This is a genomic window from Flavobacterium sp. PS2, from assembly GCF_046250155.1.
GTDB lineage: Bacteria > Bacteroidota > Bacteroidia > Flavobacteriales > Flavobacteriaceae > Flavobacterium.
In genome coordinates, this window is the sequence record NZ_CP176426.1 from 935,203 (window position 1) to 948,734 (window position 13,532).

Genomic DNA, 13,532 nt, shown 5'->3' on the forward strand with positions numbered 1-13,532 from the left:
TTTCCTAAATCTATAAAATAGTAAAATCTACATATTTCTTCTATACTGACCGCCAACTTCAAACAATGCCGAAGTAATCTGACCAAGCGAACATACTTTGGTCGCTTCCATTAAATGGGCGAATAAGTTTTCGTTTTTAATAGCTGCTTCTTGCAAAGTATTAAGATGGTCTTTTACCGATTCTTTATGATACTCATGTAAGTTATTCAACATATCTATCTGATATTGTTTTTCTTCTTCGGTAGCACGAATAACCTCTGCTGGAATAACAGTTGGAGATCCTTTTGAACTCAGGAAAGTATTTACACCCACAATTGGGAAATCTCCGTTATGTTTTAAGGTTTCGTAATACAAACTTTCTTCTTGAATTTTAGAACGTTGGTACATCGTTTCCATTGCACCAAGAACTCCACCACGCTCTGTAATACGGTCAAATTCTTGTAAAACAGCCGCTTCTACCAAGTCGGTTAATTCTTCGATTATAAATGAACCTTGTATTGGGTTTTCGTTTTTGGCTAAACCTAATTCTTTATTAATAATCAACTGTATTGCCATTGCACGACGAACTGATTCTTCGGTAGGCGTTGTAATTGCTTCATCATACGCATTGGTATGCAATGAATTACAGTTGTCATAAATAGCATACAAAGCTTGCAATGTCGTACGGATATCATTAAAATCAATCTCCTGTGCGTGCAATGAACGCCCTGAAGTCTGGATATGATATTTAAGCATTTGTGCTCTTTCGTTTGCACCATATTTAATCTTCATGGCTTTTGCCCAAATTTTACGCGCTACACGACCAATAACTGCGTATTCTGGATCAACTCCATTCGAGAAAAAGAATGATAAGTTTGGTCCGAAATCATTGATGTTCATTCCGCGGCTCAAATAGTATTCTACATAAGTAAAACCGTTAGAAAGCGTAAATGCCAATTGCGTAATTGGGTTTGCTCCTGCCTCGGCAATATGATATCCTGAAATAGAAACCGAATAAAAATTACGTACGTTTTGCGTAATAAAATATTCCTGAACATCTCCCATTAATCGTAAAGCAAACTCGGTAGAGAAAATACAAGTGTTTTGTGCTTGATCTTCTTTAAGAATATCGGCTTGAACTGTTCCACGTACTTGCGAAAGTGTTTTGGCTTTTATATCATTATAAACCTCAATAGGTAAAACCTCATCACCAGTAACTCCCAGAAGCATTAATCCTAAACCATTATTTCCCGCTGGCAAATCGCCTTGGTATTTAGGTCTTGTAACTCCTTTTTGTTTGTATAATTTGATGATTTTTTGCTCTACTTCTTTTTCTAAATCATTGGCTTTAATGTAATACTCACATTGCTGATCGATTGCAGCATTCATAAAGAAACCAAGCAACATAGGCGCTGGCCCATTAATGGTCATACTCACCGATGTTAAAGCATGAACTAAATCAAAACCTGAATATAATTTTTTAGCATCATCAAGACAACAAATAGAAACTCCGGCATTTCCGATTTTACCATAAATATCTGGTCGTACATCGGGATCATTACCATATAATGTTACACTATCAAAAGCTGTCGAAAGACGTTTTGCAGGCAATCCTGCGCTTACATAATGAAAACGTTTATTGGTTCTTTCTGGTCCACCTTCTCCTGCAAACATACGAGATGGATCTTCTCCTTCTCTCTTAAAAGGATATAAACCTGAAGCAAACGGAAATTCTCCAGGAACATTCTCTTGCAAACACCAACGCAAGATATCTCCCCAAGCTTCATATTTAGGCAAAGCTATTTTTGGAATTTGTTGGTGCGATAAACTTTCGGTATGTGTTGCTATTTTTATTTCCTTATCACGAACTTTAAAGCTGTAAACAGGATTTTTGTATTTATTTACTTTTTCATCCCAAGTTAGGATCATCTCCCAATTATAAGGATCTAAATCCATTTTTACCTTATCAAATTGATTTAGTAAAAGATTCAGGAACACACGATTTTCTTCGGCTCCGTTTACAAAAGCACTATCATCGATTCCTGCTTTGGTAATCACAGGAACTTTCCCCGTAACACTTTCGATAGTTTTAAAAATACCGTATAGCTTTTGTGCCACTTGTTGTTGCGACAAAGCAGTATCATCATACTTACGATTGTTCTCGGCAATTTCAGATAAATATCTTGTTCTATGAGGTGGAATTACGAATATCTTCTCACTCATTTCACGAGTAATTTCGAAAGTCGATTTTAAATCTGATTCCGTTTTTTCGACAATTTTGTCCATGATAGATTTATACAATGTATTCATCCCCGGATCATTAAACTGCGAAGCAATTGTTCCAAAAACAGGCATATCATCAGGATTTTTATCCCAAAGATTATGATTGCGTTGGTATTGTTTTTTCACATCACGTATGGCGTCTAGTGCACCACGTTTATCGAATTTGTTTAATGCTACTAAATCGGCAAAATCAAGCATGTCAATTTTTTCTAATTGCGTAGCTGCTCCAAATTCTGGTGTCATTACATATAAGGAAACATCTGAATGATCCATAATCTCTGTATCTGACTGACCAATTCCCGAAGTTTCTAAAATGATAATATCATATTTAGCTGCTTTAAGAACCTGAATCGCTTCGGCAACATATTTAGACAAAGCTAGATTTGATTGACGAGTTGCCAACGAACGCATATAAACTCTTGAGTTATTAATAGCATTCATTCGGATTCTGTCTCCTAAAAGTGCTCCACCAGTTTTACGTTTTGATGGATCTACAGATACGATTCCGATAGTTTTTGTTGGAAAATCGATTAAAAAACGACGTACCAATTCATCTACTAAAGATGATTTTCCTGCTCCTCCAGTTCCTGTAATTCCCAGAACAGGAATTTTAGAAGTTGCATTGTTTTGATGTATTTTATCAAAAACAGGTTTTGCAATTTCAGGGAAATTCTCGGCTGCAGAAATCAAACGTGCAATTGCCGTTGGATTTTTATCTTCGATATGATTTATTTCATCTGTAAGTTTATCTCCAATAGGATAATCAGAACGTTCTACCAAATCATTAATCATTCCTTGTAATCCCAAAGAACGTCCATCATCTGGAGAATAAATTCGTGTAATTCCGTATTCGTGTAGTTCTGCAATCTCGCTTGGCAAGATTACACCACCACCACCACCAAAAATCTTGATATGCCCAGCTCCTTTTTCATGAAGCAAGTCATACATATATTTAAAATATTCGTTGTGACCACCTTGATAAGAAGTTAACGCAATAGAATTTGCATCTTCCTGAATGGCTGTATTTACAACTTCTTCGACACTTCGGTCGTGACCTAAATGAATTACCTCAACTCCAGTGGATTGAATAATACGACGCATTATATTAATTGCCGCATCATGTCCATCAAAAAGTGATGCTGCGGTAACAATTCTTACTTTATTTTTAGGAATATAAGGTATTTGTGGTTCCATTTTGAGAATATGATAATTTTAGGAGAGCAATTTACAAAAAAATTTAATGATTCTTGAATCTAGTTTTAAACCTTATCAAAAAAAATACTCTTTTTAAAGCAGGCTCAAGTTATATACGGAAAAAAAAACTTATTCTGTTCATTTTTTCTTACTCAAAAGTATTAAAACATACGTTTTTTCTTATATATTTGATTTCACTTAAACCTAAATAGTCATTTATCCAATTTTATAGAGTGTATGAAAAAAATAATAGTATTTATTACAGCAATTAGTGTCGGACTTCTTTCTGCCAGATGCATGAAAAACCGAACTACGCAAACTGATGATTCCTTATTAAAGTATGATAAAATAGAGGCTTATCAAGGGGGATTTTCTGCTGTAAAACTAAATGGCAAATGGGGCTTTATAAACGCAACTGCCAATGAAATTACACCTTTAAAATATGACAACATAGCCGCTTTTCGCGAAGGCATGGCTTATGTTGAACTAAATAATAAAAGTGGTTTTATTGATGCGACTGGAAAAGAAGTTATTCCGTTAATATATGACCCAGCCGATTTTTCTTCAAGTTTTTTCTCTGAGGGTTTAGCTTTAGTATCCAAAAATGAAAAATATGGATATGTAAACAAAAACGGCAAAATTATAATTCCGATTATCTATAAACTGGCAAATGCTTTTGAAGATGGTTTAGCCAGAGTTGTACTCAATGGTAAATGGGGAATGATAAATAAAAACGGAGAAACCATCGTTCCTTTTGAATACGATGATATGGCAAGTTTTTTTTCAAAAGATAAAATCATGGTTATGATAAATAACAAATGGTTCGTTATCGACAAACCTAAAGTAAATTAATAAATATATTCGACTCTTAATTATTATAAACACCTTATTATTAAATAACTATTCTACTTATCATATCCATAAACATTTTAAGAATAGAGATATTTTATTGAAACATAAAAGATCAAGTACATTATAATTGAATACTATTATAACCCGTTGGGTGCAATTACTGCGTCTATTCGCTTCGCTCGGGTCGTGAAAAAATTATTTAACACATAGAAACATAGATTTTATGTGTAAAAAAGAGTACAAAAAGAAATCTATTTCTTTCACATAGCTAGTCCCGATCCCGAAGCATCGGGACGGGATGCATTTAAAACAAGTGAAACGCCTTTTTTGTGCGTACAAGACCTATGTTTCTATGTGTTAAAATTAATTACACCCAGCGAGTTATTATATTCTTTTCAGATTAAATTCCTTTACAAAATCACATACTTATAATAGTATTCTTACTTATCAATTCTCTATTGCCAAAAACAGCAAAAAACTACCCTAACTTGCTAATTTTAAAACTTCTAGTGGCGTAAAACAGCTTTCTTTAAACAGACCTTTGCACTTTGATTTAAGAGTTATATATGACTTTTCTTGAATCTCAAAAAATACTGAATTAGAAGTAGTTATATTTTAAACAACAAATAAATGCGAATTTTTATGTGATTAAAATTTCTTAGTCACAATACTTTTAAAACAGAATCAAATTTTTATTTAATTATTAAAATACCATTTGATGCAAAGTAAACAAAAAAGCGTCCAGATTTTAGGCTTCACATCTCTAAGTACTCTTCTTATATTGATAATCATTTTTATTATTGCTCCGGCAAAAATTGAGGATTTCTGCAAATTTTCTATCGTTGCAATTACTCCTCTCACGCTTTTAGCAGCACTTATATTATCAACAATAGCAGTTTACTATAATAAAAGACACATCTTCGGATGGATTTCATTACTATTTATCATCGCAGTTTTTTCGATTACGACTTATTTACTATTAGGGTCAAAGATTCTTTTACTTTAAGGATTACCCTGTCAATTTTCTTTTCTGAAATATAACTTATAAAAAATCTAAAAATGAAAACGAATAACACTGAAGGACTTACACTTTTTGAAATAAAACAACTAATACAACAAGGAGGAAAATTTGTTGCATTTCCTTACACCGTTTCTGCCCTTTTTTTATCTTATAAAAAAGAGTCTCCTATTTATTTTGTTCGACCTAACGAGAATACGCTCAAGTACTCTTTTAATTATTTTATGCTAAATTTAATTTTCGGCTGGTGGGGACTTCCTTTAGGCCCAATTCACACAATTAGCTCGTTATATTATCATATAATTGGCGGTAAAGATTGTACCCAAATAATACTAAATGACCTAGAACAAAACAATCCTGTTTATACTCCTGATCTACATTATTTGCAATTTGCATAAAAGTCAAAACAAATAATTCTGTACACAGAACTCATAAAATTCAACTTTATGAATTTCCCCATAAGCTGGCTCTCAGTCTCTACAATCATTTTTACTTAAATATTACCTTAACCTAGTAGTTTTAAAACTTATAATAGTATTAATCGCCATTAATTAAGAGAACCTTTGTTGTTTCGACAAAATTATTATTTAATAAGTCAAAAACATTCAGACAAAGACTGTTTTGTTCATTTTTAATTACAAAACATTACTCAATCATCATGTTATTGACACTGTTAACGAAGCCTAATGGGCAATGCAAAATGAAAAGCTGGCAACTATTAATTCTTAGCATTTTTTTTACTAATTGTAAAAACAATCATCAAGATTTAAAGGATAACACTAATAGTTCAATCATTGAAGATGAAAAAACTGACTCATTTAAAATTATTCCAGACTCAACTACCGTTTTAAAAAAAGATGCTCAATACCTAGAGTTAGAATTTATTCTTTGGGGCTATACCAGGACAAATCATATACCATCTGACAGAAAAATAAAAATTTCTCGCTATACCCAATTGTAATTATAAAAAAAATACCATGAGAAAATTTGATTTAGAATCATTTTACAAACACAAAAAAAACGGCGCTACTTATTGCCGATATATAACTACAGATAGCAATGGTAATGCCCTTGAAATTTATCTCTTGGAACATACAGATTCTTACCAACAAACAGTGACATACTTAAATACACCTATAAAAAAAAGGCATTTGTATGATAAGAAAACTTTAAATGTAACAAAAGAAATAGAAAGCTTTTATGATTGTATTATTGGTTTCCGAAGAGAATTTAATGAAAAAGGAGAACTTATAAAGGAGATAAATAACGACAAACCTTTTAAATTTAGTTGGCAAGATTTGGTAAAGAAAATGAAACAGGAATATGATATAGATCTTATGAATGAAAATGACCAAATCAAGACTAATAATTATGTTTCGTCTGTATCTAGAAACTCACAAGTAATGAAGTATTTTATTATTATTCCATGCGAATTTACTCCTCATGGTGTAAGCGAGGAAAGATTTGAGATTGATGCAACAACAGGAAAAACTATTATCCATATTAAAAACAGAGCAAAATCTTACCCAAAAACAACTCTTTAATTAATCATATTAATAAGCTTTTTTGTTCTATTTCCTAAATAAATACCATCAATAAAACCTAAAAACATTACCCTAAAATACTCGTTTTTAAACTTATAATAGCCTGAAATAACTTTAATAAAAATGATATTCGCATATAACTAAACTGAAACTATTTCTCAATAAGTGCATTTAATTGTAATTATTTTGGTTACAAACATTCTTATTGAGAATACTTCTTATCACTATTAATTCCAAAATTATTAATGCTATGAAAATTACCACGATCAAGTTATTTCTTTTATGTATTGTAATGGCTACTACCGCATGTTCATCTAGTGATGATAATGAAGACCGTCCTGTACTACCAGAACAAATCTTGTACGATTACTATATAAATAGTACCATGCAAAAATCGATTGACCAATTAGGGATTATCATACACAAAGGCACTACTCCACCTCTGGTAGAAGGTGTTTACACCATTGACCCGTTTTATTGTGCTAAATCCAACTTTGCAGATCTTGCATCAGGAACTACTTTCGGTACATCGACTCTTACGCTCTCTAACCAAAATACGGCTAAATTAAGTATCGATTTTAAAAATTTTCTAATTTATTCCTATGATAGCAATAATGAAATATGGGAAGGAAAAGGCACTTTTATATCTGGCGAAGGCAATAAATTCACTATCTTATTTCATAGTAATGGCGAGCTAGATAAAGGGGCTTATATTGCAAAATATCAAAATCTGATTATCTTATCCGGTGAACTTGATGTTCAGGACAATAAAATTAAGGGCATCAAAGATTTACAAATGGCATCAATCATGTCCGATGATTACAAAGACCCATACAATACTTTAATATCTATAGGCGAAGGACGCCTTTTTACCGATAATTACGCAGACATAAAATAAACACAATAATCAAAATCGATAAAGTCATACAATGGGTTTTATCGATTTTGATATTTATAATTCAAATAGATTAATTTAAAACCAATAGATAATATGAAAACGACGGAAGAAATGAGCGAACATTTTTTGGATATATTATATGAGGATGTAGTTTTATTGGGCACTAATTTATACAAAGAGATATACGAAAAAACTACTGTAACCGATGAGTTAATCCCCTATTACAAATCGGCTTTAAATTTATTTAATAGCTTGTCTAAAGAAAACCAAAAGGTGTTTTTTGAAATTATACAAAATACGATTACAGAAACTGTTGTAGATGTCTTAGGAATCTTAGATGGAAATGTAAATCCGGATAAAAAACTGGAACCGCAGTTACTTTTGAATGATGAGAATACAGACGGAATCTTGCAAGAACTTTTTGTTTTAAACTACATGGAAAAAGCTTAGTTACCAAAATTTAATAACTACAAATGAAAAATACTTTTTTAATATATAAAGACGGGATTGATGATTATAAAATAGACATGAATCCTAATGAAGTGGAGAAAATATTAAAACAAAAAAACGAATTCAGAGAGTATGAGAAATATACAAATGGATCTCGTTTTACATTAAGCTCAACAAAAGAATTTGGTTATTATTTTTACTTTAAAAATGATAAATTAAAAACTATAATTTTAAACGATGCTACTAGTATCGAAATAGACAAAACCAAATATACGATAGGTAATGAGGACGAAAAAAACCTCTTTTTATCAAAACACAACCCATATATTGTAAATCGAGATTTAATATTCACCGATTTAAACATGATGATTAGTGGCCTGTTGTCTCCTTATGAAATAATTCAGATTGCCGTTTATTCCGAAAACAAAAAGAAGAAAGAAGAAAAAGAAATTGTTTCGGGCAGAACTTATAATAATATTTATGGTCCTGGTAAAAAACTAGCGCTTAATTCTGTTTTAAAACCTGGAGTAAGTTTAGATTTTTTGAAATTTGGCATGACGAAAAAGGAAATAAAGGAATTGATAGGAAAATTACCTTTACAAGAAGAAAAAAAATATCAAGTCTGGGAAGATTTTAAACTAACTTTTGGCAAAAAGAATAAATTAAAAAAAATCAAACTCAACTCGGCCACAACAATAGATATTTACGTTGAAGAAACTAAAATTTATTCGAGTAAAGATAAAAAGCTTATCTACCCAAATGATTTTACTGAAGTGAAAAGTCCGTATACAAAAAAAGGAATATTCAAGAACAGAAAAGCATTTTATAATAAAGATCTAAGAGTATTATTTGAACCTAATGATGTATTTATTTATCCAATTGAGATACATAGATGAGGATTTAAAAAAGGTTCAGAGGTTCAAAGGCTCAAAGGGACAAAGGTTTTTAGGAAGGTACTGAGGTCCTAAGTTACAAAGGTTCAAAGGTTTAAAAAAGACTCTAAGGTTCTGAGAGACTAAGTTTCTAAGTTTAAAGGAACAAAGGTTTTTAGGAAGGTATTGAGGTTCTTTAAAAAAAGGTACTGAGTTACAAAGGTTCAAAGGTTCAAAGAATTAAAACTTTGCGCACTTTGCGGTAAAAATCCTGCTCTTTGCTGTAAATCTTTTGCAGTTCTATTTACATACAAAATAATCGTTACCACTTTTTCTATTGTCTTGCCTCTATCATCTTACTTCTATTGTCTTGCTTCTATTCTCTCACATCTCAAATTCTCTCCTAATACAAACTATTTTTCCTAATCTAGCCCCGATGGAAACGGCATCCTGCGCTCTTTTTGGCGCGGATATAGTGTACAGCGGGAACATTGTTACTAATAAAACAAAATGTTTCTGCTCCTAAAATAAAATTGTGGCTTTGTTTTTGAATAAGTAGTATTTTTGAAACTTATAAAACTAATATTTAATGAAAAAGATTTTACTCCTTGCGTTGACATTTTCTCTAACTGCTTGTGCACAAATAAAAATACCGAAAAATTTAAATGAATTATCTTCGCAAATACAAACTTTGGGCGGCGGCGCAGATATTGCATCGGGCTTAAAAGAAGCTTTGGATAAAGGAATATCTAAACAAGTAACAAAATTAACAGCTACCGATGGGTTTTATAAAAATGAAGCGGTTAAAATCCTTATGCCTGCCGAATTGCAAAAAGTAGATGCTACTTTAAGAAAAATTGGTCTTTCGTCACTAGCTGATGAAGGTATTAAGGTATTGAACCGTGCTGCTGAAGATGCTGTAAAAGAAGCTACGCCTATATTTGTTTCGGCTGTAAAAAACATGTCTTTTAACGATGCTAAATCTATTTTGTTAGGCAATGAGAATGCTGCAACAACTTATTTACAATCTAGCACTACTACTGCTTTATACAGCAAATTTAATCCTGTTATTAAAAACTCTTTTAGTAAAGTTGGTGCCGACGTAATCTGGTCGAACATTATTGCTAAATACAATAGTATCCCGCTTGTTAAGAAAGTAAATCCTGACTTAACAGATTACACTACTAACCAAGCTCTTGCTGGAGTTTTTAAAATGATTGCTGTAGAAGAAAAAGGCATTAGAACTGATATAAGCGAAAGAACTACGCCTTTATTAAAAAGTGTTTTTGCTTTGCAGGATAAGAAGTAATTTTACGTTTAACTGTTTAATCGTTTTTTGTTTAATTGAAAAAACTGAATATAATATATGCAGCTAACTGATTAACTAAAAAACGATTAGGCAATTAAACAAATAAACAGCTAACCGATTAACCAAAAAATAAAATGCAAAAAATAACTTTTCTTATTCACTGCAAGGACCAAAAAGGTATTATTGCGGCTGTAACCAATTTTATCCTAAAAGTTGAAGGAAACATTACTTACATTGACCAACATGTGGATGTGGAGCAAAATGTATTCTTTATGCGATTGGAATGCGAACTTACTAATCGCAATATTAGTATTGAAGATATAAAAACCGACTTTAGTACTACTATCGCAACCGATTTCCAGATGTCATGGCAATTATACAATCAGGAACAAAAACCTAAAATGGCATTATTTGTTTCTAAATACGATCATTGTTTGTTTGATATTTTAGGACGTTATAGTGCTGATGAACTGGGTGTAGAAATTCCGGTAATTATAAGCAATCATAATGATTTAAGATCGATTGCCGAACGTTTTGATATTCCGTTTCATTGTGTTCCTTTTACAAAAGACACTAAGGAAGAAGGCGAAAAACAACAAATTGCATTATTAAAAAAATACGATATAAATTTTATTGTTCTGGCGCGCTACATGCAAATTATCACACCTAGTCTGATTGCGCTTTACGAAAACAAAATCATTAATATACATCATTCATTCTTACCCGCGTTTCCTGGAGCAAAACCATATCATTCGGCTTTTAAAAGAGGAGTAAAAATTATCGGGGCAACAAGTCATTATGTAACTGAGGAACTAGATGAAGGTCCGATTATTGAGCAAGATATTGCACGTGTTTCGCACATACATTCGGTAGATGATTTTATTATGAAAGGGCGTGACCTGGAACGTATTGTTCTGGCAAGAGCCATAAAATTACATGCTGAGCGTAAAACAATGGTTTATAGTAATAAAACGGTTGTGTTTTCTTAAGGGTTTACCCTGATTCTAACCGCAAAGTGCGCGAAGATTTACGCAAAGGTCGCAAAGTTTTAATTCTCTGAACCTTTGTAACTTAGTCCCGAAGCTTCGGGATAGTCCCTTTTTAAAAACCTTTGAACCTTTGTAACTTAGAACCTTAGAACCTTAGTACCTTAGTACCTTTTAAAAAAAAACCTTTGTAACTTAGAACCTCAGTACCTTTAAAACGAAAAACCCGCCAGATTTTAAAAATCTGACGGGTTTTTTATTTAAAATCTAAGATTAAGCGTTCTTTAAAGCTCTTTGAACCTTTGTAACTCTGAACCTTTGCAACTTAAAGAAGCTTATTTAACTTCTATTAATAATCTTGGATCACTAAAATTATTTACTTCATCCATTGTCATTCCTAATGCATTTGCAACACCTTCTCCATAAGCTGGATCGGCTTTAAAGCAATTACGAATATGTCTTACCTGAATAAACTTTTGCGCTCCTCCTACTTGTGCAGCAGTATTCTTGAATAAAAATTGCTTTTTATCATCGGTCATTAAGCGGAATAGTTTTCCTGGTTGAGAGAAATAATCATTATCATCTTCTCTAAAGTTGTGAGCATACGCATCTCCGTGAATTGATAAAGGTGGTTCTTTAAATTCTGGTTGTTCTTGCCATTTGCCAAAACTATTTGGCTCATAATGTTTTTTGCTTCCGTAGTTTCCATCTACACGCATTGCGCCATCTCTGTGGAAACTATTTACTGGACATTTTGCTGCATTTACAGGAATCTGAGCATTATTAACTCCTAAACGGTAACGGTGTGCATCTCCGTAAGAGAATAAACGTGCTTGCAACATTTTGTCTGGAGAATATCCGATTCCCGGAACTATATTGGCTGGATTAAAAGCTGCTTGCTCTACTTCGGCAAAATAGTTATCTGGGTTTCTGTTTAATTCAAATTCTCCAACTGGAATAAGTGGAAAATCTCCTTTTAACCAAACTTTGGTTAAATCAAACGGATGATATTTATAGGTTTTCGCTTGCTCCTCGGTCATGATTTGCACAGACAATTTCCATTTTGGAAAATCTTTTCTTTCGATAGCATCAAATAAATCTCTTTGGTGGCTTTCTCTGTCGGCTCCAACTAATTTTGCAGCTTCTTCATCAGATAAGTTTTCGATTCCTTGTTGTGTTACAAAGTGAAACTTAACCCAGTGTCTTTCGTTTTTATCATTGATAAAACTAAAAGTGTGGCTTCCGAATCCGTGCATCTGACGGTACGATTTAGGAATACCTCTATCACTCATTACAATTGTTACCTGATGTAGTGCTTCTGGAAGTAATGTCCAGAAATCCCAATTGTTATCTGCGCTTCTTAAATTGGTTTGTGGGTCACGTTTTACGGCGTGATTTAAATCAGGAAATTTCATTGGATCACGGAAAAAGAATACTGGCGTATTGTTTCCTACTAAATCCCAATTTCCTTGATTGGTGTAGAACTTCATGGCAAAACCACGTATATCTCTTTCTGCATCAGCAGCACCTCTTTCGCCAGCAACTGTAGAAAAACGAACAAACATGTCTGTTTTTTTCCCAATTTCCGAAAAAATGTCTGCTTTAGTATATTTAGTAATGTCATGAGTTACGGTAAATGTTCCGTAGGCTGCAGATCCTTTGGCGTGCATTCTTCTTTCGGGAATTACCTCTCGGTCAAAATGTGCCATTTTTTCTAAAAACCAAAAATCCTGCAATAATACCGGACCACGAGGTCCTGCAGTCATTATGTTCTGATTGTCTGGTACAGGCGTTCCTGTTGCCGTGGTAAGTTTGTCATTCGATTCCATAAGTAACAAATTTTAATGATTATATTCAAAGGTAACGTACTTGCATATATAAACAAAATTGATTGTTTTTATATTCTGATAACTACAAACTATTGAAAAGTTTTAAATTAGTACATTTTTAATTTACCTAAAAGTAATCAAAAAAAAGTTAACTTATGTACAACAAAGTAATAACAAAACCTTAACAGGATAACATTGGCTTATGTCTGATCTTTGCAATGTAATAAACTGGTTATTTATTATTTTGGTTTTGGTTAGTTAAATGATTGCCGGCATCTGTTAGATGTCGGCTTTTTTTTGCATTATAATTTCCTACAT

12 protein-coding genes are annotated in these 13,532 nt (G+C 32.5%); 10 read left to right on the forward strand and 2 right to left on the reverse strand.

The window, feature by feature from the left end:
• Positions 1-27: 27 nt before the first annotated feature.
• On the reverse strand, positions 28-3,456 hold the full coding sequence (locus ACJ6WR_RS03930; RefSeq protein WP_086894594.1) for a methylmalonyl-CoA mutase family protein: 3,429 nt from the start codon (positions 3,454-3,456) through the stop codon (positions 28-30).
• A gap of 237 nt (positions 3,457-3,693) precedes the next feature.
• Between ACJ6WR_RS03930 and ACJ6WR_RS03935 the strand changes: the two genes are divergently transcribed.
• The 10 genes from ACJ6WR_RS03935 (at position 3,694) to purU (ending at position 11,388) form a co-directional block, all read left to right on the forward strand.
• Positions 3,694-4,308 (forward strand): WG repeat-containing protein, encoded by a 615-nt coding sequence (locus tag ACJ6WR_RS03935; RefSeq protein WP_086894593.1) that lies wholly within the window; start codon positions 3,694-3,696, stop codon positions 4,306-4,308.
• Positions 4,309-5,026: 718 nt separating this feature from the next.
• Positions 5,027-5,314: a hypothetical protein gene (locus ACJ6WR_RS03940; RefSeq protein ID WP_409417110.1), complete on the forward strand. Its 288-nt coding sequence runs from the start codon at positions 5,027-5,029 to the stop codon at positions 5,312-5,314.
• 53 nt (positions 5,315-5,367) lie between these two features.
• Positions 5,368-5,724, forward strand: a complete 357-nt coding sequence (locus ACJ6WR_RS03945; protein WP_086894592.1) for a hypothetical protein — start codon at positions 5,368-5,370, stop codon at positions 5,722-5,724.
• A 302-nt stretch (positions 5,725-6,026) separates the two neighbouring features.
• Complete coding sequence (locus ACJ6WR_RS03950; RefSeq protein WP_123912089.1) at positions 6,027-6,287, forward strand: hypothetical protein; 261 nt, start codon at positions 6,027-6,029, stop codon at positions 6,285-6,287.
• A 16-nt stretch (positions 6,288-6,303) separates the two neighbouring features.
• Entirely contained in the window at positions 6,304-6,870 is a 567-nt protein-coding gene (locus tag ACJ6WR_RS03955; protein ID WP_039111095.1) for a PTS ascorbate transporter subunit IIA, read from the forward strand.
• 250 nt (positions 6,871-7,120) lie between these two features.
• The gene (locus tag ACJ6WR_RS03960) at positions 7,121-7,768 is read left to right on the forward strand and encodes a hypothetical protein (RefSeq protein WP_409417111.1); all 648 of its coding nucleotides are present in this window, start codon (positions 7,121-7,123) and stop codon (positions 7,766-7,768) included.
• 93 nt (positions 7,769-7,861) lie between these two features.
• The gene (locus tag ACJ6WR_RS03965) at positions 7,862-8,218 is read left to right on the forward strand and encodes a hypothetical protein (protein WP_409417112.1); all 357 of its coding nucleotides are present in this window, start codon (positions 7,862-7,864) and stop codon (positions 8,216-8,218) included.
• A 23-nt stretch (positions 8,219-8,241) separates the two neighbouring features.
• Positions 8,242-9,114 carry a hypothetical protein gene (locus ACJ6WR_RS03970; protein WP_409417113.1) on the forward strand — a complete coding sequence of 291 codons (873 nt, stop codon included), beginning with the start codon at positions 8,242-8,244 and terminating at the stop codon, positions 9,112-9,114.
• Positions 9,115-9,679: 565 nt separating this feature from the next.
• Positions 9,680-10,399 carry a DUF4197 domain-containing protein gene (locus tag ACJ6WR_RS03975; RefSeq protein WP_086894586.1) on the forward strand — a complete coding sequence of 240 codons (720 nt, stop codon included), beginning with the start codon at positions 9,680-9,682 and terminating at the stop codon, positions 10,397-10,399.
• Positions 10,400-10,533: 134 nt separating this feature from the next.
• Positions 10,534-11,388 carry a formyltetrahydrofolate deformylase gene (purU, locus tag ACJ6WR_RS03980; RefSeq protein ID WP_409417114.1) on the forward strand — a complete coding sequence of 285 codons (855 nt, stop codon included), beginning with the start codon at positions 10,534-10,536 and terminating at the stop codon, positions 11,386-11,388.
• A gap of 332 nt (positions 11,389-11,720) precedes the next feature.
• Here the strand turns inward: purU and ACJ6WR_RS03985 are convergent, their stop codons facing one another.
• Positions 11,721-13,214, reverse strand: a complete 1,494-nt coding sequence (locus ACJ6WR_RS03985; RefSeq protein WP_039111101.1) for a catalase — start codon at positions 13,212-13,214, stop codon at positions 11,721-11,723.
• Positions 13,215-13,532: the final 318 nt, after the last annotated feature.